Annotated in this window: 23 protein-coding genes; 4 read left to right on the top strand and 19 right to left on the bottom strand. The window is 73.0% G+C overall.

Annotated elements, in window-relative coordinates:
• Nucleotide 1: 1 nt before the first annotated feature.
• The 11 genes from GT358_RS12200 to nth all read right to left on the bottom strand — a co-directional run bounded on the left by GT358_RS12200 (nt 2) and on the right by nth (nt 10,926).
• Nucleotides 2-805, bottom strand: coding sequence for a glycosyltransferase (locus GT358_RS12200; RefSeq protein ID WP_166582899.1), 804 nt, complete (start codon nt 803-805; stop codon nt 2-4).
• Nucleotides 806-1,609: an aldo/keto reductase gene (locus GT358_RS12195; protein WP_166582898.1), complete on the bottom strand. Its 804-nt coding sequence runs from the start codon at nt 1,607-1,609 to the stop codon at nt 806-808.
• A 36-nt stretch (nt 1,610-1,645) separates the two neighbouring features.
• Nucleotides 1,646-2,608, bottom strand: a complete 963-nt coding sequence (locus GT358_RS12190; RefSeq protein ID WP_166582897.1) for a restriction endonuclease — start codon at nt 2,606-2,608, stop codon at nt 1,646-1,648.
• 78 nt (nt 2,609-2,686) lie between these two features.
• Nucleotides 2,687-3,904 (bottom strand): NAD-dependent epimerase/dehydratase family protein, encoded by a 1,218-nt coding sequence (locus GT358_RS12185; RefSeq protein WP_166582896.1) that lies wholly within the window; start codon nt 3,902-3,904, stop codon nt 2,687-2,689.
• Between the two features lie 93 nt (nt 3,905-3,997).
• Nucleotides 3,998-4,600: a histidine kinase dimerization/phosphoacceptor domain -containing protein gene (locus GT358_RS12180; protein ID WP_166582895.1), complete on the bottom strand. Its 603-nt coding sequence runs from the start codon at nt 4,598-4,600 to the stop codon at nt 3,998-4,000.
• Between the two features lie 102 nt (nt 4,601-4,702).
• A complete protein-coding gene (locus GT358_RS12175) occupies nt 4,703-5,815 on the bottom strand; it encodes an N-acetylglucosamine-6-phosphate deacetylase (RefSeq protein WP_166582894.1) in 1,113 nt (370 codons plus the stop codon).
• A gap of 9 nt (nt 5,816-5,824) precedes the next feature.
• Nucleotides 5,825-7,081: a class II D-tagatose-bisphosphate aldolase non-catalytic subunit gene (locus tag GT358_RS12170; protein WP_166582893.1), complete on the bottom strand. Its 1,257-nt coding sequence runs from the start codon at nt 7,079-7,081 to the stop codon at nt 5,825-5,827.
• A complete protein-coding gene (locus tag GT358_RS12165) occupies nt 7,078-8,151 on the bottom strand; it encodes an SIS domain-containing protein (RefSeq protein ID WP_166582892.1) in 1,074 nt (357 codons plus the stop codon). Before GT358_RS12165 ends, GT358_RS12170 begins: the two co-directional genes overlap by 4 nt.
• Nucleotides 8,148-9,167, bottom strand: coding sequence for an SIS domain-containing protein (locus tag GT358_RS12160; protein WP_243730855.1), 1,020 nt, complete (start codon nt 9,165-9,167; stop codon nt 8,148-8,150). The genes GT358_RS12165 and GT358_RS12160 overlap by 4 nt, the downstream gene beginning before the upstream one ends.
• 92 nt (nt 9,168-9,259) lie before the next feature.
• Nucleotides 9,260-10,282, bottom strand: a complete 1,023-nt coding sequence (locus GT358_RS12155; RefSeq protein WP_166582891.1) for an adenosine kinase — start codon at nt 10,280-10,282, stop codon at nt 9,260-9,262.
• Nucleotides 10,279-10,926, bottom strand: a complete 648-nt coding sequence (nth, locus tag GT358_RS12150) for an endonuclease III (protein ID WP_166582890.1) — start codon at nt 10,924-10,926, stop codon at nt 10,279-10,281. Before nth ends, GT358_RS12155 begins: the two co-directional genes overlap by 4 nt.
• 122 nt (nt 10,927-11,048) lie before the next feature.
• Here nth and GT358_RS12145 point away from each other — a divergent pair, with 122 nt between their 5' ends.
• Together GT358_RS12145 and GT358_RS12140 are read left to right on the top strand one after the other, a co-directional pair.
• Nucleotides 11,049-11,912, top strand: a complete 864-nt coding sequence (locus GT358_RS12145; protein WP_166582889.1) for a bifunctional helix-turn-helix domain-containing protein/methylated-DNA--[protein]-cysteine S-methyltransferase — start codon at nt 11,049-11,051, stop codon at nt 11,910-11,912.
• A gap of 89 nt (nt 11,913-12,001) precedes the next feature.
• The gene (locus tag GT358_RS12140) at nt 12,002-12,652 is read left to right on the top strand and encodes an OmpA family protein (protein ID WP_166582888.1); all 651 of its coding nucleotides are present in this window, start codon (nt 12,002-12,004) and stop codon (nt 12,650-12,652) included.
• Nucleotides 12,653-12,756: 104 nt separating this feature from the next.
• Here GT358_RS12140 and GT358_RS12135 read toward each other — a convergent pair whose 3' ends face one another.
• From GT358_RS12135 to GT358_RS12115, 5 genes are all read right to left on the bottom strand, one after another.
• Entirely contained in the window at nt 12,757-13,332 is a 576-nt protein-coding gene (locus GT358_RS12135; RefSeq protein ID WP_166582887.1) for an ATP F0F1 synthase subunit B, read from the bottom strand.
• Nucleotides 13,332-14,009, bottom strand: coding sequence for a F0F1 ATP synthase subunit B' (locus tag GT358_RS12130; RefSeq protein WP_208103496.1), 678 nt, complete (start codon nt 14,007-14,009; stop codon nt 13,332-13,334). Before GT358_RS12130 ends, GT358_RS12135 begins: the two co-directional genes overlap by 1 nt.
• A gap of 65 nt (nt 14,010-14,074) precedes the next feature.
• On the bottom strand, nt 14,075-14,344 hold the full coding sequence (locus GT358_RS12125; RefSeq protein ID WP_208103495.1) for a F0F1 ATP synthase subunit C: 270 nt from the start codon (nt 14,342-14,344) through the stop codon (nt 14,075-14,077).
• Between the two features lie 56 nt (nt 14,345-14,400).
• Nucleotides 14,401-15,156 carry a F0F1 ATP synthase subunit A gene (locus tag GT358_RS12120; RefSeq protein ID WP_166582886.1) on the bottom strand — a complete coding sequence of 252 codons (756 nt, stop codon included), beginning with the start codon at nt 15,154-15,156 and terminating at the stop codon, nt 14,401-14,403.
• Nucleotides 15,149-15,514 (bottom strand): AtpZ/AtpI family protein, encoded by a 366-nt coding sequence (locus GT358_RS12115; RefSeq protein ID WP_166582885.1) that lies wholly within the window; start codon nt 15,512-15,514, stop codon nt 15,149-15,151. The genes GT358_RS12120 and GT358_RS12115 overlap by 8 nt, the downstream gene beginning before the upstream one ends.
• Before the next feature lie 208 nt (nt 15,515-15,722).
• On the opposite strand from GT358_RS12115, the gene GT358_RS12110 reads away from it, so the two are divergent.
• On the top strand, nt 15,723-16,067 hold the full coding sequence (locus GT358_RS12110; RefSeq protein ID WP_166582884.1) for a helix-turn-helix transcriptional regulator: 345 nt from the start codon (nt 15,723-15,725) through the stop codon (nt 16,065-16,067).
• On the opposite strand, the gene GT358_RS12105 is transcribed toward GT358_RS12110, so the two are convergent.
• From GT358_RS12105 to GT358_RS12095, 3 genes are all read right to left on the bottom strand, one after another.
• On the bottom strand, nt 16,064-16,927 hold the full coding sequence (locus tag GT358_RS12105; protein ID WP_166582883.1) for a LysR family transcriptional regulator: 864 nt from the start codon (nt 16,925-16,927) through the stop codon (nt 16,064-16,066). The two genes, GT358_RS12110 and GT358_RS12105, sit on opposite strands and share 4 nt — an antisense overlap.
• Nucleotides 16,928-17,002: 75 nt before the next feature.
• The gene (locus GT358_RS12100) at nt 17,003-17,806 is read right to left on the bottom strand and encodes a putative nucleotide-diphospho-sugar transferase (protein WP_166582882.1); all 804 of its coding nucleotides are present in this window, start codon (nt 17,804-17,806) and stop codon (nt 17,003-17,005) included.
• Entirely contained in the window at nt 17,803-18,648 is an 846-nt protein-coding gene (locus GT358_RS12095) for an alpha/beta hydrolase (protein ID WP_166582881.1), read from the bottom strand. The genes GT358_RS12100 and GT358_RS12095 overlap by 4 nt, the downstream gene beginning before the upstream one ends.
• Before the next feature lie 79 nt (nt 18,649-18,727).
• Between GT358_RS12095 and GT358_RS12090 the strand changes: the two genes are divergently transcribed.
• Nucleotides 18,728-20,206 carry an NAD-dependent succinate-semialdehyde dehydrogenase gene (locus GT358_RS12090; protein ID WP_166582880.1) on the top strand — a complete coding sequence of 493 codons (1,479 nt, stop codon included), beginning with the start codon at nt 18,728-18,730 and terminating at the stop codon, nt 20,204-20,206.
• The last annotated feature ends 470 nt before the right edge of the window (nt 20,207-20,676 follow it).

Here is a 20,676-nt window from a genome sequence, read left to right as displayed (position 1 = left end):
CTCAGCCCGGCGGCGGCGGCAGGGCGGACAGGTCTGGGATCGGCCCGTCGCCCGCGAAGGCGCGCCACAGATCGATCAGCGGCCGCAACCGGTCGGCCTTGGCGTGCTCGACCCAGGGCTTCTCGTACTGGAAATGCAGCACCCGCACCCCCTCCCAGGACCACAGGCCCGGCAGGTTCAGCCAGACGTATTGCAGCAGGTTGTCCCAGACGGGCAGCCCGTGCCAGTCGGGAAAGGCCGCCTGCAGGAAGGTCTGGTCCGTGCGCGGCCAGAGGGCCCCGGGCGCGTCCAGCGCCTCCAGCAGCCGCCGGAAGGTGCGACCCGAGGGGCGCGCCGTGAACACGCCCGAATTCATGCGTCCGAAATCCCCCAGCGTCTCGTAGACATTGGGCGCCGCGCAGAGTTCGGGATACTCGAACAGCCGGTCGATCGGCCGCAGCACCAGCGTGTCCGCATCCAGGAACACGACCCGCTCCCAGGGCAGCTCCCACAGCCGCAGCTTGGCGAAATTGTCGAGCGGCGTGTGAAAGGGCGGCTTCTCCCCCTTGGTGAAGGGGTGGTCGCGGTGGAGGCGCCCCCGCGCATGGCGCGCGTTGAACGCGTCCGACGTCGGCAGCAGGTCCACCGGCCACAGCCGCGCCCCCCGCGCCTCCAGCGCGCGCAGAGAGGCATCGGGCACGCCGCCCGTATGCATCACCACCCGGTCGGCCCCGCTCCCCGTCTCGGCGAGCGAGCGCAGGAGCGCCCCCGCGCCGATCGCGAAATCGGCGTTGGTCACCAGCGTGACAAAGGCGCGCGAGGCCATTCAGCCGAAGGTCGCCGGATCGGGTCCCAGCCGCTCGCCCCGCTCGAGCCCCGCGATCAGCGCGTGGTCCTCCTCCGAGAGCGCGAAGTCCCACAGCGCCGCGTTCTCCCGCAGCCCCTCCCTGCGGGAGGAGCGGGGAATGACCGAGCAGCCGATCTCCACGTGCCAGCGCAGGATGACCTGCGCCGGGCTCCGCCCCAGCCGCTCGGCGATCGGGCGCACCGCCTCGAAGTCGAGCCCGCGCCCCAAGGGCGTCCAGCTCTGGGTGACGATCCCGCGCGCGCGATGCGCCTCGCGCAGGGCGGCCTGCTGCATCCGGGGATGCAGCTCGATCTGGTTCAGGACGGGCCGCACCCCCGTCTCGGCCTCCAGCCGGTCGATCTGCCCCGCGTCGAAGTTGGACACGCCCACCGAGGAGACGACCCCCTCCTCGCGCAGCGCGACCAGATCGCGCCAGGCCTCGACAAAGGCGTCCTGCGCGGGCACCGGCCAGTGGATCAGCACCAGGTCGAAGCGGTCCAGCCCCGCGCGCTCCAGGCTCTCGCCCACGGCGCGGCGCGCGTCGCGGTGCCGGTCGTTCCAGACCTTTGTGGTGACGAAGACCTCGTCGCGCGGCAGGCCCGCGGCGCGCAGCCCCTCGCCCATGCCGCGTTCGTTGCCGTAGATCGCGGCCCCGTCGATCAGCCGGTAGCCGAGGGCGAGCCCCTCCTCGACCACGCGCGCAGCCTCCTCCACCTGCCAGAGCCCCAGGCCCAGCTGCGGGATGGAGCGGCCGTCCAGAAGCGGCAGGCGGGGTCCGGTCATGGGCTGTCCCTTCTCCGTGATATTGCCAGGTCCCGGTCAGTTCTCTCCGTTCTCCGGCACGAGCACCCAGACCTTTTGAAGTGGCAAGCGCGCGCGGATGCTCTCGGGCAAGCGTTCATAAACCGACAGACAAGCATCTACCAGGTCGTCGCGATCCCAGAACCGGATCCGGAAGAAGAGTTCGGCCCGCTTCTTCTCGACAGGCGCGGTGAACCCTCCCCACGCGACGAGCAGACCATGGTCGGCCTTCACCTCGTGGATCAGACCCTGGAGCGACTGCAGCGTCTGATGTCCAACGGTCACGGAACCCGACTTGACCTGTACAACGACCCGCGGTGCCTCGGTTCCGAGCGCACCCCGCTCCGCGAGGATGTCGATTCCGCCGTCAGGTCCCGGAGGCGAGCGATAGGTCACATGACCTTGCGCATGAAGGACTGCTTCAACCAGTTCCGCCAAGCCGTGCCCGGTGAATTCGGAAGCGATGCGCTGGACGATCTGGTCGCGCGCGGCTTGCGGGAGGTCGAACGATTCTTCGGACGGCTCTCCTTCCTCCAGCACGTCAGCCTTGCCCGGACCGACAGGCGCGGCGCCGTAACCTGGATCGGGATGGCCTTGGGCCACCACGCCGACACGGGCGGCTGCATCATTCCGCTTGACCTCGCAAACCGTCATGATGGCGCCGAAACTGAACAGCAGATCCTGCTTGAAGTCGGACCGCGGCACATCTTTCCGCAGCCATTCGACCGGTCTTTCGACCTCGCCAGTTGGGCTGGGCGCATAGCCACCCGACAGGCGACCGATCGCGATCTGTTTGGTCGTCTTGAGCGGACACACGACAAGATCGCCCATCTGAGCAACATTCAAGAACTGGTTGATCTGCGCCGCATAGTTGCGTTGCCGGGCAAGGGGAGCGTCCGGAAAGACTTCCTGAATCTTCTTGAGGACCGCTGGCCGATCCCTGAGGCCGGAGACGTCTCCAGTCAGGTTGAAGCCGATCAAGAGGCGGCCCGACTCGAGAGCAGAAGCCTCCCGTTCCCCATAACGCCCCAAGCGGACCAGCCAGACCCTTGCCATGCATCAGATCGCCGGCCTGAGCGCGCGGCGCTCGGGGTCTCGGTCCACGCGCTCGGCGATCTCCTTAGTCCAGGCAGAGACCGCCGGCACGCGCGAGCGGTCGATGCGGTGGGCGAACTTGCGCGCGACGTCCACGACCTCGGCCAGCAGACCCTCCTGCAGCGTCGTGGGCTCGAGACCCAGCGCCAGGAACTGGCTGTTGTCCACGATCAGGTCGTTCTCGTCGGCCTCCTTGCGCGGGTTGGGCAGAAAGGCGACCCGCGCGCCGGTGATCCGCGCGACCAGATGGGCGAGGTCGCGCACCCGGTGCGTCTCGGTCATCTGGTTGAAGATCCGCACCCGTTCCCCGGCCTTCGGCGGATCGCCCAGCGCCAGCTCGATGCAGCGCACCGAATCCTGGATGTGGATGAAGGCGCGCGTCTGCCCGCCCGTCCCGTGCACCGTCAGCGGATAGCCGATCGCGGCCTGGATCAGGAAGCGGTTGAGGACGGTCCCGTAATCCCCGTCATAGTCGAAGCGGTTGACGAGCTGCGGATGGCGCCGGGTCTGGTCCGTGTGGGTGCCCCAGACGATCCCCTGGTGCAGGTCGGTGATCCTCAGGCCGTCGTTCTGGGCATAGAACTGGAACAGGATCTGATCGAGGCTCTTGGTCATGTGATAGACCGAGCCGGGCCGCGTCGGATACAGGATCTGCTGCTCCCTCGGCCCCGAGGGCGTGTCGATGGTGACGTCGAGGTACCCTTCCGGGATCGGCGCCCCGACCGAGGAATAGCCATACACCCCCATGGTGCCCAGATGCACGAGATGCGCGTCGATCCCCGTCTCGACCAGCGCGGCCAGCAGGTTGTGGGTCGCGGCCACGTTGTTGTTGACCGTATAGACCTTGTGGCGGTCGGTCTTCATCGAGTAGGGCGCCGCGCGCTGCTCGGCGAAGTGGATCACCGCGTCGGGCCGGTGCTCGAGGAGCCACTGCTTGAGCCGCTCGTATTCCTTGGCGATGTCGAGCAGGTGGAACTGGAGGCGGCGCCCCGTGACCTCGCGCCAGATGCGGCAGCGCTCCTGGATCGAGTCCATGGGCGTGAGCGACTGGACGCCCAGCTCCGTGTCGATCCAGCGGCGCGAGAGGTTGTCGAGGATGTGGATCTCGTGGCCCTTCTCCGACAGGTGGAGGCAGGTGGGCCAGCCCACGAAGCCGTCGCCGCCCAGGATCGCGATCTTCATGCCGGAGGTCTCCGCCTTGGCCCCGGGAGGGGCGTTCCGCGCCTCCTTATCCGCTGGCAGGGCGCCCGTCCACGGGGCCCTGCAGGGCGGGCATCACGTGGCCGACGCACCGGGAGGCCGGAACCGCAGGCTCCAGCCCCCCGTCTCCACAACGGCCCCGATCTCGGCGGCAAGGGCGGCGCGCAGAGCCTGGGCCAGCGCATCCTCGGGCGCAGGTCGCGCCGGCCCCTCGACGAGAATCGCCAGGCTCCACCAGCCTTCCTCGTCCAGCGGGCCGCAATGCAGGCGGACCGCGGCCCCCTCTCCGGCGCAGGAGAGCGCCTCGGCCAGCCATTCGGTCGTCAGAAGCCCGAGCGGCGCGGCCAGACGGGCGCTCAGCCGCAGCGGCGTGCACTCCACCCGCAGCGCGGCCGTCCCCCGCAGCGAGACGGCGAGCGCCGACAGGTAGTCCCGCAACTCGGTCTCCTCGGTCCCGCGGGCGGGGTCGAGCTGGCGGTAGAGCGCCCCGACCGCCTGGATGCGGCGATGCGTGCGCTCCAGGGCGGCGCGCGCCTCGGGAGAGGCGCGACGCAGCTCCATGGCGGTGGCGGCCGACAGGGCGGCAAAGCTGTTCAGCACCCGGTGGTGGAGCGCCTCGAGACGCCGGACCGCGTCGGCCGGGCTCTCGCTGCCGAGGGCAGGACGGGGTTCGAACATGACATGTCCCCTCCGGACCAGCCGGCCGAGCGCCGGCGCAGCGGAGGCGAGCCTAGCAGAGGGGGCGGCCCGCTCCAACCGGGCGGCCGGCCGGGCGGCGCGTCACGGCGGAAGTCCACCGCCCGGCGGCCCCATCGGGCGCCAGGCTCCGTCGAGGCGGAGCAGATCGGCCACCGCGCGCCCTTCCAGCCGCGCAAGGTCGCCCCGCCCGATCAGGCGCGCAGGCACCGTGATGGCGGCCCGCAGCACAGCGTCCGGTGCGACGCCCAGAGCCACGAGCCGCGCGACCCCCTCGGCCATCGTGGTGTGGGCGCCGGCGAGATTGCCCTCGGCGTTCACCAGCCGCCCCTCCTCCACCCGGATCTCCCGCCCGTAGAGGACGAAGCGGTCCGGCCCGCCTACCGTCGGCATGGCGTCCGAGACCAGAAAGGTGAGATCCGGCGCCGGCCGCGCGCGCCATGCGATGCCAAGGACCGGCTCGGCCACGTGCACCCCGTCCGCAATGATCCCCGCGGGCAGCCCCGAGGCGAGCGCGGCGCCGACCAGCCCCGGCTCGCGGTGGCCGAGCGGGGACATGGCGTTGAACAGGTGGGTGAAGGCGCCGGCCCCCTCGGCGATGGCGTCCCGAGCGGCCGCGAAGGTGCAGTCCGAATGGCCCAGCGAGACCACTGCCCCCGTCGCGGCGAGCGCGGCGATCCCGCCGGGCGGCGCCGCCTCGGGGGCGAGCGTGACCATCACCGCGCAGCCCGCCGCCCGCATCCGGCGCACGGCCCCGAGCGTGGCCTCGTCCAGGGGGCGGATGAAGCGGGGATCGTGCGTGCCGCGGCGCGCGGGCGCGATGTGGGGCCCCTCGGCATGCAGGCCCAGAAGGCCCGGCCGCCCGCGCGCCGCTACGGCCGCCTCCGCCGCGCGCTCCATCGCCTCGGGGGCGTCGGTGATGAGCGTGGGCAGGATCGCCACCGTTCCCAGCGCCCGGTGCGCCGCGGCGATCGCCTCCATCCCCTCGGGCGTGGGCGCGTCGTTGAGCAGCACGCCCCCGCCGCCGTTCACCTGCAGGTCCACGAAGCCCGGCGAGACGGTGCCCTCCACCCGCTCGGCCTCCGGCGCGGCGGAGAGCGGCGCGATCCCGGCCACGCGGCCCCCCTCGAGGCGCAGCGCCACGCCTTCGCGCAGGCGCTCTCCGTCGAAGACACGGTCGGGGGCGATCCAGGTCATGATGCCTCCTCAGGCCGGATCGGACAGGAAATAGGGGGCCAGCGCCTCCTGCACCGCGGCCTGCAGGAGCGCATCGACCGGCGGCAGCACGGTGCGCAGCCCCTCGGCGCGATCGAGGACGGGGGCGGGCAGCCCGGCGCGCAGGAAGGGGTCGGGCAGCGCCCGGCCCGCATAGGCCGCCCGCAGCCGGGCCAGCGCCGCCTGCGCCTCGGGGCGCGGCCAGTAATAGCGGATGCGGTCGGCCCAGGCGAAGTGGCGCTGCAGGCGCAGGTCCGCGCCGGGGTCGAGGTGGCGCTCCCAGTGGCGGGGATCGTCGCGCATCAGCCGCTCCATCGTCTCGGGCAGCGACGGGCCATCGAGCCAGCCCGCAGCCCGCGCCAAGGCATCGAGCGCATAGACCGCCTCGCGCCAGGCAAAGGTCAGGGCCGGTCCCACCTTCTGGAAGGCGAAGCCCCACTCGGCCAGGCGGCGGAACGCCTCGGGGCGCTGGTAGTCGGTGGAATGGGCCTCGAGCACGACGCCCTCGCGGTGCCGGACGGCGTCGCGCAGGCCGGGATCGCGCAGGGGCAGGTGGTGGACCGCGAGCGCGTCGAACTCCACCCCCGGCTGCACGACGAGGCCCACGATGCGTCCGTGGGGTGTCACCGCCTCCCAATGCGCGTCGAGTGTGGCCTGCGCCGCTGCGGGATCGGTCGGGCGGACCGCCTCCTCGCCCGCGCGCGCCCCGCCGGGCGGCGGCACTTCCGTGCCCACGACAAAGACGGGCGGCAGGGCGCCGGCATCCCGTGCGGCCCCGGCGGCGGCACGAGCCAGGCGGGCGGCGCGGGCGACGGCCACCGCCTCGGGCGGGCGGGGGGACTCTCCGGCGCAGCCTTCCGAGCAGTCGAGGTGGATCTTGGCAAAGCCCGCCCGCGCATAGGCGCGCACCGTTTCCTCGGCGCGCTCCATCGCCGCCTCAGGGGGCAGGGCGCGCCAGGGCTGCGGGCCCAGATGGTCGCCCCCCAGCACCAGCGCCGCGGGGTCCAGCCCGGCCCGGTCGGCGAGGCGCCGCACCAGTGCCGCGAACGCGTCCGGGCGCTGCCCGGTATAGCCGCCCTCGTGGTTGACCTGGTTGGAGGTCGCCTCGACCACGATCGGTCGGCCGAGGGCGGCGGCCAGGCGCAGCGACGCCTCGATGGCGTCGGGATGGGCGGTGCAGACCGAGGGGATCGCCGCCGCCCGTCCCGCGCGCGAGGCCGCCGCGACGCGCTCGAGCGGGCCGGTCACGGCGCCACCGGGTGCAGCCGCACGCCCCGCACCACGCGGCTGAGCGTGCCCCGCCCCGCGAAGGGGTCGTCCACCGGCAGGCCCAGCCGGTGGGACAGCGTGGCGGCGAGGATCTGCGCAAAGGGCACGAGGAGCGCCGCCCCCCATCCCTCCCCCTCGGGGAGAGGAACGTCGATCTCGCCGCCCGGGCCCACCGACAGAACGCGGCTGTCAGGGAACTGCTCGCGCAGCTCGGCGGCCAGGTCCGCCTCGTAGAGGGCCGCATGGGGATCGGGCGAGCGCAGCAGGACGATGTCCGTCGCACCGCGCACGACGCTCTTCGGGCCGTGGCGGAAGCCTAGCGGCGTATCCCACAGGCAGGGGATCGCGCCCGCGGCCAGTTCCATGACCTTGAGCGCGGCCTCGCGCGCGGCGAAGGCGAGGGGGCCGGTGCCGAGAAAGACCAGCCGCTCGGGCGTACGCATCCCCTCGGCCTGCGCCGCATAGAGGGGCAGGAGGTCGCGCAGTCGCCCGGCCAGCGCGGGGAGGGGCCGGGCGCCTTCGGGCGACAGGAGCGCGAGCGCGGCGAGCAGCATGGTCGTGAAGCTCGCCGTCATGGCAAAGCCACGGTCGTGCGCCCCCTCGGGCAGGAGCAGGACGTGGAGGGGCCCCGGCGCGGGCCGTCGGGCGAGCGCACCCTCGGGGTTGGGGGTGACGTGGAGGCGCGGCATCATGGGCGCGAGCGCGTCGAGCGCCTCGATCAGCCCGACCGATTCGGCCGAATCGCCCGAGCGGCCGAACTGAACCACCACCGCCCCGGCCGGCAGGAAGGCGCGCGGACGCGCGACGAGGTCGGTGGTCGCCAGGGCCCGCACGCGGGCGCCCTGGACGGCGACCGGGCAGGCGGCGGCCGCGATCTCGCCCAGATAGGCGGAACTGCCCGCCCCGCAGAGCCAGATCTCCGCCGGAGACCGGGCGGCGAGCCAGTCGTGGGCGGCGGCGAGGGCGGGCGAGGCGGCGAGCGCCTCCCACAGGGCAGGCTGGGCCTGGATCTCGGCCCAGGTGGCGGTCTGCGACAGGGGCGGGATCATGTGGTCCGGGTCACCTTGGCCAGCGCGGGCGGCGCGTCGGGATCGTGGCCGCGTGCCAGCGCCGCGGCGCGCACGACCGGATAGAGGCGGCAGAGCAGCAGCGCGGCCGCCGCGGCGGGGGTCAGGGCATCCCGCTCCTCCGGCAGAGGCGCGAGGCGGTGGACGGCCGCCCCTTCCTGTTCCAGCCGCCCGGCGGCGATCTCGAGGCTCTCGGCGGTGCCCGGCGCGCCGGTGTCGAGCACGAGCGCCGTGATCCCCTCGGCCGCGAGCTGGAGCGGGCCGTGAAGCACCTCGGAGGCGGAATGGGCCTCGGCATGGAGGGCGCAGCATTCCTTGAGCTTGAGCGCCACTTCCTGCGCGGCCCCGAGGCCGGTGTCGCGGCCCACCACATAGACGCTGCGGGCAGCCGCGAGCGTGGCGGCGAGCGCGTCCGCATCGGCCAGAGGCTGCCCGCCCGAGCGCGCCACCACGGCGGCCGCCTCGCGCAGGCGGAGCGCGTAGGCGGGGGCCAACGCGGCCAGCAGCGCCGCCCCCGCGCCGATCGCGGCCGCGACGCTCTTGGTGGCCGGCACGGCCCGTTCGGGCCCGGCCAGCAGCGGCAGGCGCGCATGGGCCTCGGCCTCCACGGGCGAGGCATCGGCGTTGGTGAGCGCAAGGACCGTCGCCCCGCCGGCTCGCGCGCCGCGCGCGGCCCGCACCAGGTCATCGCTCGCGCCCGACTGGGACAGGACGAGCACCAGCGCCCCGTCGAGCCGCACGCCGCGTCCGAGCGAAAACACGGACGGGGGCAGCGACGTGCAGGGCAGGCCCGTCTCGCGCATGAACTCGTAGGCCAGAACGGTCGCCGCCGCATCGGAAGACCCGCGGGCGACGGTGTGGATCGCCCGGATCGTGGCGGGAAGCGGCGGCGGCTCGGACAGGGCCGCGCGCCCGAAGGCTGCCGGCGCTTCGGCCGTCTCGGCCGCCATCAGGTGTCCGGGGACGTGTCGGGACTCGGAAGGGCGTTCGTCGGTCATGCGTCTCCTGCGGGCGGTGCGCGGCCCGGTCCTGCGCGGGAGGTGTTAGACCATCCCCTGCCCCGCTTGACGAGGGGTCATGCCACTGGTCCCTACCGGGCCGCTCCTGCCGCGAGAGCGGCCGAGCCGTCCAGAAGCCCGGCCTCGACGAAGAGCCGGCGCAGATCGGTCTCGGGCCGTGCTCCCAGATGGGAGATGACCTCCGCCGCGGCGACGCAGCCCATCCGGCCGCAGGCCTCGAGCGGCGCGCCGGCCGCAAGGCCGAACAGGAAGCCCGCCGCGAACAGGTCGCCTGCGCCGGTCGCATCCACCGGGACCACGCGATGGACGGGGACGACGACCTGCTCCTCGCCCCGGATCAGGATCACGTCGTCGCCCGATCGCGTGCAGACCACGAGGCCGCAATCCCGTGCGGCCTGCCGCAGGGCCCCGGGGAGATCGGTCTCGTAGAGCGCCTCCCACTCGCGCCGGTTGCCGATCACGAAGTCGAGTTCGCGCACGAGCCGGCGGAAATCGCGGCGGTGCCGGTCCACGCATAAGGGGTCCGACAGGGCGATGCCGGCCCGGCCCCCTCCTCTCCGCGTCAGCCGCACGGCCTGCTCGAAGGCCGCCTTGCCGGCCGGCTTGTCGTAGAGATAGCCCTCCAGGAACAGCAGGTCCGACCGCTCGGCGACCGCTGCCGGGACGTCGCCGGGCCCCAGTTCGGCCGAGATGCCCAGATAGGTGTTCATGCTGCGCTCGCCGTCGGGAGAGACGAAGATCATGGAGCGCGACGTGGGCAGCTCGGCCTCCCGGACGGGAGGGTTCACGAAGTCGGAACCCTCCCGCGCCATGGCCTCGGCATAGAAGCGGCCCGACGCATCGTCGGCGACGCGGCCGATGAAGGCGCTGCGCAGGCCCAGATTGGCCAGACCGGCCATCGTGTTGGCCACGGAGCCTCCGGGGACGCGCCGCGGGTTGTCCATGGCGGCAGCGAGGGTCTCGGCCCGTTCGCGATCGATGAGCTGCATGATTCCCTTCTCGATCCCGGCCCGGGCAAGAAAGGCGTCGTCGGCCGTGGCGATCACGTCCACGATGGCGTTGCCGATGCCGATGACCGGATAGGAGGGGCTCATGGGGTGGTCTTCTCCTCCCAGGTGCAGAGGTCGCGGATCAGGCAATCCGGACAGCGCGGCCGCCGCGCAAGGCAGGTGTAGCGGCCATGCAGGATGAGCCAGTGATGGGACAGGGTCTGGAACTCGACGGGAACGTGGTTCTCCAGCGCCCGCTCGACCGCCATCACGTCAGCCCCGAGCGCGATTCCGGTCCGGTTGGCGACACGGAAGACATGGGTATCGACCGGCTGGGTCGGGTGGCCCCACCACATGTTCAGCACGACATTCGCGGTCTTGCGCCCCACGCCCGGCAGCGCCTCGAGCGCGGCGCGCGAGGAAGGCACTTCGCCGCCGTGACGCTCCACCAGAAGGCGGGACAGGGCGATGACGTTGCGCGCCTTGGCCCGGTAGAGCCCGATCGTGCGGATGAAGGGCACAAGCCCCTCCTCGCCGAGCGCCAGCATCCGCTCGGGCGTGTCGGCGACGGGCCAGAGGGCACGGGTCGCCTTGTTCACCGACGCATCGGTGGCCTGGGCCGACAGCACCACGGCCACAAGAAGGGTGAAGGCGCTGGTATGCTCCAGCTCGCCCCTGGGATGGGGATTGGCAGCACGGAGGCGCGCGAACACCTCGCGCTGTTCGGCGAAGGCGAGCTGGCGCGGCATGGCTCCGTCATGCCCCCTGCCGCGCGGTCTGGCAAGGCTTGCCGCACCCGTGGCGCCGGGCCTGGACGACTTGCGCAGGTTCCGGGTCGCGCCGACCGGGCGAGGGCCTTAATGCGGGTGCCATGGACCAGAGCCGCGAACCCTATCACCATGCCGTCGTCCGCCGCGCGATCGCGATCATCGACCGCGAAGGGCCGCGCCTCACGCTCGCCGGGCTGGCCGACCGGCTGGGCCTGAGCGAGAGCCATCTGCAGCGGGTCTTCACCGCCTGGGCCGGCGTGTCGCCCAAGAGGGTGGCCCAGGCCCTCACCCTCGCCCGGGCCCGGTCGCTGCTGGCGGAACGGCGGGCGGTCCTCGAGGTAGCCGATCGCGTGGGCCTGTCGGGCGGAGGACGGCTGCACGACCTGTTCCTGACCTGGGAAGCGATGAGCCCGGGCCGCTGGGCCGCCGGCGGCGCGGGCCTCGAGATCCGGACCGGAACCTTCGGATCGCCCTTCGGGCCGGTGGTGGCGGCGGGCACCGGGCAGGGTCTGTGCGGACTGGCCTTTGCAGCCGAGACCGGAGAGGCGCGCGCGCGGGCGGATCTGACGGCGCGCTGGCCGAACGCCCGCCTGCTGGAGAGCCCCGAAGCGCTGCGGCCCTGGGTCGAAGCCGCCTTCCGCCGGGAGCGCAGGGATGTGCCGGTCCATGCCTTCGGCACGCCGTTCCATCTCAAGGTCTGGGAGGCGCTCCTGGCGATCCCCTCCGGCCGCGTCACGACCTACGGTGCGCTGGCGGCGGCCGCCGGAGAGCCGCGCGCCGTGCGCGCGGTGGCGAGCGCGGTGGGACGCAACCCGGTCGCCTGGCTGATTCCCTGCCATCGGGTGCTGCGGGCGACGGGCGCGCTCGGCGGCTATCGCTGGGGTCTTCCGGCCAAGCGGATGATGCTCGCCTGGGAAGACGTCGCGGACCCGGAACCGCCGGAGGAGCGGACAGGAACCTGCTGACGGGGTTGGCGTTATCGCATATCAGCACGGCCACGGGCAGAACGGGCGCGTCCGGCGCGACCTGCGCCCGCAAACAAGGAACACGACAGATGCCTCTTTCCCGCTTCACCCTCCCGCTTGCGGCGGCCTCGCTCGTCGGGCTGGCCGCCTGCCAGCAGCCGCTGCCCGGCCAGACGGGGCAGAACACCCAGCAGGGCGCCGTGATCGGTGCCGGTCTCGGGGCCGTGGCCGGGGCGCTGGCCGGCGACCGCGACGACCGTGTGCGCAACGCGGCCATCGGCGCGGCGGCCGGCGGTGCCCTGGGCGCCGTGGTGGGCAATGCGCTCGACCGTCAGGCGGCCGAGCTGCGCCAGGAGCTGGGCCCGCAGATCGGCGTGGTGAACACGGGCGAGCAGATCGTGGTCACCGTTCCGGGCGACCTGCTGTTCCCCGTCGATTCGGCGACGCTGACCGCCAACCAGCAGGCGTCGCTGCGCACGGTCGCAGGCTCGCTCAACCGCTATCCCAACACGCGGGTCAACGTGATCGGGCACACGGACAATACCGGCACGGCGGCCTACAACCAGAACCTGTCGGAGCAGCGGGCCCGGTCGGTGGCCAACGCGCTGATCGCGGGCGGCGTGGCGCCCCAGCGGATCACCACGATCGGCCGCGGCTTCAACCAGCCGGTTGCCTCCAACGCGACCCCGCAGGGCCGGCAGCAGAACCGCCGCGTGGAGATCATCATCACGCCGAACTGAGCGCGAGGGGGCGCCCGGCCGGGCGCCCCGTTCCGCTCCGGGCAGGGCGCGGGGCTGCCGGTCCGGACCGGCAGCCCCTTCTGCATCCGGGTCCCGGCGGCGCCTCAGTGAAGGCGCGCGGCCACCGTGTCGATGGATTCGTCGAGAAGCCGTGCGCCCTGTTCGGGGCCGATCTGCGCGGCGAGAACCTCCCGCGCCGCCTCCACGGCCACCGCAGCGGCGCGGTCGCGCACCTCGCGGATGGCGCGGCGCTCGGCCGCCTCGAGCTGCTCCTCGGCCTGGCGGATCCGGCGGGCCACCGCACGCTCGGCTTCGGCCTGGGCCTCCACGCTCGCGCGCTCGGCCTCGGCACGGGCATCGGCGACGATGCGGGCCGCCTGCTCGGCCATCTCGGCCTGGCGGCGCTCGAAGGAGGCCAGGAGCGCCTGGGCCTCCTCGCGCAGCGACCGGGCTTCGGCCAGGTCGCGGCGGATCGACTCGGCCCGGTTGTCGAGCATCGCGCCGATCCGCCCGGGCACCCGCAGCCACAGCAGCAGGACGACGAACAGCGTGAACGCGATCGTCATCACGAAATCGGTGTTGCGGAGCGAGAAGAACCCGTACTCGCCCGCCGGCGCGGCCCAGACGGGGGCGGCGGCCCCGAAGCCGACAGCAAGCGCAAGGCTGGTCGTGCGGATCATCAGACCCCTCCCATCTGGCGGCTGACGGCCGCATCGATCGCGGCGCCGTCGGGCCGGCCGCCCAGCGCCTCGACCAGGGCGCGCGCCACGTCGCGGGCCACCGCATCGACCGTGCGCTGCGCATCCGCCTCGATGGCGGCCAGGGCGGCGGCGCTCTCGGCCGACTTGGCCTCGATCCGGCGATCGGCCTCGGCCAAGGCGGCGGCCAGTTCGGCCTGGATGGTCGCGCGGGTCTCCGCCGCGATCCGCCCCGCTTCGGCCCGGGCATCGGCCACGGCCTTCTCGTAGGCGGCTTCGGCCTCGGCCGCCTGCGCCCGCAGCCGCTCGGCCGCCCGGAGGTCCCCCTCCACCGCGTCGCGGCGGGCGGCCAGGATGGCGCCGACACGCGGCACGACGATCCGGCTCAGGATCAGCCAGATGGCGACAAGCGCCACCAGAAGCCAGAAGATCTGGTTGCCGAAGGTCGAGGGGTCGAGCTGCGGCATGCCCGCGGCCGCCTCGGCCTCGTGCGGGGTCAGGGCACCCGGCACCAGCGTGCCCTCTCCCCCCTGCCCGGTCGGGTCCACGGCCGTGACCGCCGGAGCGGCCGGGTCCGTGACGGCCTGCGCCCCCTGGGCCGCACGCACCGCCTCGGGGTCAAAGGCGGGGGGGACATCCTGAAGGGTGTCCGGTTCCATCGCTCCCTCCTGGGATGGTCAGGCGCCGCCCGCGCAAGGGGGGCGGCGCCGGGGCAGCCGCCGGGTCAGACGGCAAACATCAGCAGAAGGGCGACCAGGAACGCGAAGATGCCGAGCGCTTCGGCAAAGGCGAGGCCGATGAACAGCGTGGCCGTCTGCGAGGCCGCGGCCGACGGGTTGCGCAGCGCGCCGCCGAGATAGTTGCCGGCCACGTTGCCCACGCCCACGGCGGCGATGCCCGACCCGATGGCGGCGAGACCCGCCCCCATCAGCTGCCCCATGCCGGTCAGGCCCTGGCCGAGGAAGAGGCCCATATCCGCGATGTTGCCTTCCATGTGTCGTGCTCCTTTGGAGGATCGGGGGGCCCGCGCCCCGCCTGTGGGGATGGGCCTCAGTGGGCCGGATGCAGCGCGTCCTTGAGGTACACGCAGGTGAGGATGGTGAAGACGTAGGCCTGGATCGCGGCCACCAGCACCTCGAAGGCATAGACGGCGACCAGCGCGACCACGGAGACCGGCGCCACCACCGCGATGGCGGCAAAGCCCGCAAACACCTTCATCATGGCGTGGCCCGCCGTCAGGTTGCCGGCCAGACGGATCGACAGGCTCACGGGGCGCACGAAGTAGGAGATGACCTCGATCACCGCGATGATGGGGCGCAGGAAGAGCGGCGCGTCCGACATCCAGAACAGCGACAGGAACTTGCGCCCGTTGAGCACGAAACCCAGCACCGTGACGAAGAGGAACACCCCGAAGGCCATCGCGGCCGTGACCGCGATATGCGAGGTGGGCGAGAAGGACATCGGGATCAGCGCCAGGAAGTTGGCGAAGAAGATGAACAGGAAGAGCGTGAAGATCCACGGGAAGTGGCGCGCGCCCTCCTCGCCGGTGATGTCCACGACCATCTTGTGCACGAAGCCGTGCATCAGCTCGGCGACGGATTGCGCCCGACCGGGGATCACGGCCCGGCGCGACGTGCCCAGAACGAACAGCAGGACCACGGCCAGGACCGCCAGACCCATCCAGAGGGTCGCGTTGGTGATCGTGTACCAGTGAACCGGGTCGCCCGGCTGGCCGAAGAGGGGGCGCACGATGAACTGGTCGAGCGGGTGGAACACCAGACCGCCACCTTCCGCCGTCTCAGCCATGCCCGTCCTCCGACCGATCGGGGGCCGCAGCCCCGCCTTCCCGTTTGGCCGGTGCCCCGGCCTTGCGCCGGACCTCGTCGGCGGACCGCAGCATCGTGCGGATCCCGGCCGCGAGGCCCAGAAAGGTGAAGATCACCAGGAACACCGGCATCGTGCCGAGCGCCCAGTCGATCCCGTAGCCCATCCCGAAGCCGAGCACGAGGCCGGCCACGAGCTCGATCACCATCCGCCAGGCGAGGCTTGCCTGCGAATAATGCTCGTCCATGCGGGGCGGGGGCTCGCGCCCGCGCATCCTGGCGATCCGCTCCTCAAGCGCGCGCAGGCGCTCGGACTCGGAGCGGGGGTCGGGTTCGGACATCGCGCCACGTGCCCCGCAAGGTTCCGGCGGGTGCTAGGCGAGCACCCCGCGGGAGTCAAGATGGGGCGCAGGCGGGCCAGCCCCCTGACGCGAAAGGGTTTTCCTCGGGGCAACCCGGCGGGGGCTGCGTGGCGGACGTTCAACATGGCGGTTGAACGTCGCCCGGCCGGCGGTTGACGGGCCGGGGCCTGCGCGCCACAGGAGCGGCATGGACCCCCGGCTGGACCTCGTCTTCGCCGCCCTGGCCGATCCGACTCGGCGCGCGATCCTCGGGCTGCTTCTCGAGGACGACATGGCCGTGTCGGACGTGGCGAGCGCCTTTCCCATCAGCCTCGCGGCCGTGTCGCGGCATCTCCAGGTCCTGGCGGAAGCCGGTCTGGTCGAACAGGAGCGCCGGGGCCGGATCACCTGGTGCAAGCTCGATCCCGACGGCCTGCGCGAGGCCCAGGCCTTTCTGGTCGGCTTCGGGCTGATGGGGGCCATGGACCTCGACGCGCTGGAGCGCTTCCTGCGGACCGAACTCGGGGAGCGGGCCGAGGACCCTGCCGCCTAGCCGTCCCAGTCGCGGGCGCGCTCCCGGATCAGGGCCGCGGCGGCCTGCACCTTGGGCGTGCGGTGAAGGTCCACATGGGTGACGAGCCAGAGCGGCACCTCCCATTCGGGCCGGGGCGGCATCACCTCCTCGAGGTTGCGCGCCCGGCTCTCGGCAAGGGGGACGAAGCCGAGCCCCGCTCCGGCGGCGATGGCCTCGATCATGGACGGGTCGCCCGAGGCGCGGAAGGCCGGAGCGGCGCCCAGCGCCTCGATCCACCGGTTGAAGGGGGCGCGCCCCCCGTCGCCGTCCAGGCCGACGAAGCGGTGGCCGCCGAACCCGTCCGGACCCGGCCGGCCGTGGCGGTCGAGATAGGCCGGTGCGGCGGCCAGATGCAGCCGCAGCCGCCCGAGCGGCCGGACCACGTTGTCGGGCTGGTCGGGCGGGACCTGGCCTGCGCGAACCGCCAGATGCGCCTCGCCCGATTCGAGGCGGAACAGCCGCGCCTCGGCCAGAAAGCGGACCACGAGGCCGGGATTGCGCTCCTGGAACTCCACGAGGATGGGCACGAGGCGCGCGGCCAGCGACGGAAGCGCCGTCACCGTCAGCTCGCCCGTGGCCTCCTGACCCTTGAGGCGCGCGGCAAGCTGGGCAAAGCCGTCCTCCGCCCGGGAGGCCACGCGCAGCAGGTCCTGGCCTGCCTCGGTGGGCGTGTAGCCCCGCGGATGGCGCTGGAAGAGCCGCACGCCGAGGCGCGCTTCCAGATTGTCCACATGGCGGATGACGGTGGCATGGTGGACGCCCAGCGCCTCGGCCGCAGCCGACACGGTTCCGAGGCGGGCGACGTGCAGGGCGGTGCGGATCTCGTCCCAGTTGGTCATCGGTGCCCTCCGGCTGGCGCCGGGTTAGCGGGACTGCGCGGGGGCTGGCAAGGCGCGGGAGGTCGCGGGACGCGCTCACTCCTCCCCCAGGGCCCTCTGCGCCGAGCGGAAGCGGCCGATCGCGTCCCCCCCGGCCCCGGCGGCCTCGGCCGCCCGCCATTCCTCCGCCAGCATCCGCCGCTCCTCGGCGAGGAGGACGAGCGGGTCGGTCAGGCGGGGCCCCTTGCCGCGCAGGTGATCCAGGAGGCGGTGGGAGTGAAGGATGGTGGGGCGGGCATCGAGCGGCTCCCAGGCGTCGAGAAGCGGCAGGCGGCGCAGGTTGAACTCGGGCGGCAGGACATGGAAGCGGATCGTCTCGTCCTCCCACAGGAGGTCCTTGAGCACCGTCTGGTCCCGCGTCGCGCCCGTCTCGCGGAAGCGGGCGGCCCAGCGGGCGAGAAAGGCGAGGGCGGCGGGAGAGCGGCGAAAGAGCACCACGCCCGAGTTGAGCTGGGGAAAGGCGTAAGGGGTGGGCACGGAGCCTTCGCGGATGAGGCGCGAGGCGCGGCGCACGTCATGCGCCATGGCGAGGTCGAAGCGAAGGGCGATGTCGAACAGGTCGTCGAGGGGACCCAGAACCAGCGTGTCCGCATCCAGAAACAGCGTCCTGTCGAACCGGGTGAGCGCCATGCAGTCGAGCTTGGCGCGCGGATGCGGGTCGGGGACGGGGTGGAGCCGGTCGAAGAGGCCCGGGGGGGCGAGGTCGGGGCGGTCGGTGAACAGGTCGAGCGGCAGGTCGGGCTCGTGGACGCGCAGCGAGCGGGCGGACTGGACGGCAAGATCGGTATAGTCCGCCCCCGTGGCGACCCAGATCGCGCCGCATCCCTCCCTGCCGCTCACGGCGCTTCGCCCGTCGCGGTGCGGGCCAGGGCGTGAGCGGGGGTCTCGAGCCCGGCGATGACGTCGAAATGGTGCCGTCCGGGTTCCACCACCAGCGGCGCGTCCCAGGCGCGCGAGAGCCAGAGCGCCTGGTCGCGGAAGGCGGGCCGCTCCCCCTCGCCCACCCAGACGGTGACGCGGACGGGCGGGCGGGGCCGCAGGAGGGGGCTCTCGGCGGCGCATTCGGCGGGGTCGAGCCGGAGGGTCGCGTTCATCGCGGTGCGCATCAGGGGGGCGAGGTTGGCCAGCGGCGAGATGGCGAGGACGCAGGCGAGGCGGGAGCGGCAGGCGAGCGGGACGTCCGGGCAGGCCAGCCGGGCGGCGAGGTGGCCGCCCGCGGAATGCCCCGCAAGCGCGAGGGGCGCGTCGGGCATCTGGGCCGCGGCCGCCTCGGCCGCCCGCGCGGCAGCCCGGACGATCGCGCCGATGCGCGCCCCCGGCGCGAGCGGCAGCGAGGGGATCGCCACGGCCCAGCCGCGCCCGAGCGCGCCGGCGGCGAGGTGGGAGAAGTCCTCGCGTCCGAAGGCCATCCAGTAGCCGCCATGGAAGAACACCAGAAGCCCCTGCGGCGTCCCGTCCGGGCGGAAGAGGTCGAGCCGGTCGCGGGGGCCGGGGCCGTGGGCGAGCGTCCGGGGCGGATGGGCGGCCCGGAAGGCGGCAGCGGCGGCGGCCCAGCGGGCGGGATAATCCTCTCCGCCGGGAATGTGGACGGCATTGGCATAGGCGTCCGACAGGTCCGGCAGGGCCGAGGGAGCGGCGGTCGGCACGGCGTCGGAGCCGGGTTCGCGGCGAGGCACGGTCATGGGCGTCTCCCGTCCGGCTCCGCCTCTGGACGGCGGCCGGGCTCTGTGGTCCTGTCGGGCCCGCCAGAGGGAGGCTCCGATGCTCGACACCGTCACCGATCTGCCATCGCTTCTCAAGCGCCCCGATCTTCTGCGCGAGCAGGCCTTTGTCGGCGGCGAATGGGTGGGGGCGGCGTCGGGCGCGACCTTCGAGGTCCGCAATCCCGCCCGCGGCGACGTCATCGCCCGCGTGGCCGACCTGAGCCGCGCCGAGGTGGCCGAGGCGATCGCGGCCGCCCATGCCGCGCAGAAGGACTGGGCCGCACGGACCGGCAAGGAACGCGCGCGCGTGCTGCGCCGATGGTACGAGCTGATGATGGCCCATGCCGATGACCTGGCCACCATCATGACCGCCGAGCAGGGCAAGCCGCTCGCCGAGGCCAGGGGCGAGGTCGCCTATGGTGCCTCCTTCGTGGAATGGTTCGGCGAGGAGGCCAAGCGCGTCTATGGCGAGACGATCCCCGGCCACCTGCCCGACAAGCGCCTGACGGTGATCCGCCAGCCCATCGGCGTCGCCGCCGGGATCACGCCCTGGAACTTTCCCAATGCCATGATCGCCCGCAAGGTCGCCCCCGCTCTGGCCGTGGGCTGCGCCTTCGTCAGCCGCCCGGCCGCGCAGACCCCGCTCTCGGCGCTGGCGATGGCGGTGCTGGCGGAGGAGGCGGGCGTGCCCAAGGGGGTCCTGTCGGTCGTCACCACCACGGATGCCAAGGGCGCGGGGCAGGAATTCTGCGAGAACAACCGGGTGCGCAAGCTGACCTTCACGGGCTCGACCGAGACGGGGCGGGTGCTGCTGCGGCAGGCGGCCGAGCGGGTGGTCAAGTGCTCGATGGAGCTGGGGGGCAACGCGCCCTTCATCGTGTTCGACGACGCCGACCTCGATGCGGCGGTCAAGGGCGCGGTGATGTCGAAGTTCCGCAACAACGGCCAGACCTGCGTCTGCGCCAACCGCATCTACGTGCAGGACAAGGTGTACGACGAGTTCGCCCGGCGGCTGGCCGCGGCGGTGGAGCGGATGCGGGTGGGCGACGGCCTGGTGGAGGGAACCGAGCTGGGCCCGCTGATCGAGGACCGCGCGGTGGAGAAGGTGCGCGACTTCGTGGCCGATGCGCAGGACAAGGGCGGACGGCTGCTGACCGGGGGGCCGGACCACCCGCTGGGCGGGCGCTTCATCGCGCCCACCGTGCTGATCGGCGCCACGCCCGAGATGCGGGTGGCCCGGGAGGAGACGTTCGGGCCCTTTGCGCCGCTGTTCCGCTTCGGCGACGAGGCGGAGGTGATCGCGCAGGCCAACGACACGATCTTCGGGCTGGCGGCCTATTTCTATGCCCGCGACATCTCGCGCGTGGTGCGGGTGCAGGAGGCGCTGGAATACGGGATCGTGGGCGTCAATACCGGGATCATCTCGACCGAGGTGGCGCCGTTCGGAGGCGTGAAGCAATCGGGCTTCGGCCGCGAGGGCAGCCGCCACGGGATCGAGGATTACACCGAGATGAAGTACATCTGCACCGAGATCTGAGCGCGCGGTCCGTCCTCCCCCTGAGGGGCCCGAGGGTGCCACCCCCGTGGGGGCGGGCGCGTTGCGACGCGCGGCGGCCGGGGTTCTCCGCCTCCGCGCCGTGGACGAGCACCTGCGCAGCCAAGCGGCCCGGTGGGATGCGGCGGAACCTCGGGCGCGTCCGTGGCGCCCCACCCCTGCAAAGAGCACGGGCGGCCGCCTGATCGTTGCAGGTCCCGCCCCGGTCGTCCGCGCCGCCCCTCCGGTCCGCCGGGACGGAAGGATCGGGCGCGTGGGGGCACCCTGCCACGGAGAGGTTAACGAAGCGTTACACCACCGCGCGGTGGTGTTGCGCCGCGCTGCGGCGAGGGGGGCGGCGGACTTGTTCCGAACCGCTCCGCCCCGATCGGCAAGACCGCGCCCAGCGCAGGCGCCGGGCCGGAGCGGGGAAACCTCCGGCCAAGGTTCGGCCTTGTCGGGTCAGCGGCGCC

This window comes from Rubellimicrobium sp. CFH 75288 (genome assembly GCF_009904055.1).
Taxonomy (GTDB): Bacteria; Pseudomonadota; Alphaproteobacteria; order Rhodobacterales; family Rhodobacteraceae; genus Rubellimicrobium.
Note: the sequence above shows the minus strand (reverse complement) of the source record. Positions and strands in the feature narration are given on the sequence as shown.

Coding starts and splice junctions, on each gene's coding strand:
- GT358_RS12135 (WP_166582887.1), bottom strand. CDS start 13,332: ATGATCCGCACGACCAGCCTTGCGCTTGCTGTCGGCTTCGGGGCCGCC.
- GT358_RS12130 (WP_208103496.1), bottom strand. CDS start 14,009: ATGGAACCGGACACCCTTCAGGATGTCCCCCCCGCCTTTGACCCCGAG.
- GT358_RS12185 (WP_166582896.1), bottom strand. CDS start 3,904: ATGAAGATCGCGATCCTGGGCGGCGACGGCTTCGTGGGCTGGCCCACC.
- GT358_RS12155 (WP_166582891.1), bottom strand. CDS start 10,282: ATGAGCCCCTCCTATCCGGTCATCGGCATCGGCAACGCCATCGTGGAC.
- GT358_RS12105 (WP_166582883.1), bottom strand. CDS start 16,927: ATGACCAACTGGGACGAGATCCGCACCGCCCTGCACGTCGCCCGCCTC.
- GT358_RS12110 (WP_166582884.1), top strand. CDS start 15,723: ATGGACCCCCGGCTGGACCTCGTCTTCGCCGCCCTGGCCGATCCGACT.
- GT358_RS12160 (WP_243730855.1), bottom strand. CDS start 9,167: ATGACCGACGAACGCCCTTCCGAGTCCCGACACGTCCCCGGACACCTG.
- GT358_RS12180 (WP_166582895.1), bottom strand. CDS start 4,600: ATGTTCGAACCCCGTCCTGCCCTCGGCAGCGAGAGCCCGGCCGACGCG.
- GT358_RS12115 (WP_166582885.1), bottom strand. CDS start 15,514: ATGTCCGAACCCGACCCCCGCTCCGAGTCCGAGCGCCTGCGCGCGCTT.
- GT358_RS12165 (WP_166582892.1), bottom strand. CDS start 8,151: ATGATCCCGCCCCTGTCGCAGACCGCCACCTGGGCCGAGATCCAGGCC.
- GT358_RS12175 (WP_166582894.1), bottom strand. CDS start 5,815: ATGACCTGGATCGCCCCCGACCGTGTCTTCGACGGAGAGCGCCTGCGC.
- GT358_RS12120 (WP_166582886.1), bottom strand. CDS start 15,156: ATGGCTGAGACGGCGGAAGGTGGCGGTCTGGTGTTCCACCCGCTCGAC.
- GT358_RS12195 (WP_166582898.1), bottom strand. CDS start 1,609: ATGACCGGACCCCGCCTGCCGCTTCTGGACGGCCGCTCCATCCCGCAG.
- GT358_RS12140 (WP_166582888.1), top strand. CDS start 12,002: ATGCCTCTTTCCCGCTTCACCCTCCCGCTTGCGGCGGCCTCGCTCGTC.
- nth (WP_166582890.1), bottom strand. CDS start 10,926: ATGCCGCGCCAGCTCGCCTTCGCCGAACAGCGCGAGGTGTTCGCGCGC.
- GT358_RS12090 (WP_166582880.1), top strand. CDS start 18,728: ATGCTCGACACCGTCACCGATCTGCCATCGCTTCTCAAGCGCCCCGAT.
- GT358_RS12200 (WP_166582899.1), bottom strand. CDS start 805: ATGGCCTCGCGCGCCTTTGTCACGCTGGTGACCAACGCCGATTTCGCG.
- GT358_RS12095 (WP_166582881.1), bottom strand. CDS start 18,648: ATGACCGTGCCTCGCCGCGAACCCGGCTCCGACGCCGTGCCGACCGCC.
- GT358_RS12125 (WP_208103495.1), bottom strand. CDS start 14,344: ATGGAAGGCAACATCGCGGATATGGGCCTCTTCCTCGGCCAGGGCCTG.
- GT358_RS12145 (WP_166582889.1), top strand. CDS start 11,049: ATGGACCAGAGCCGCGAACCCTATCACCATGCCGTCGTCCGCCGCGCG.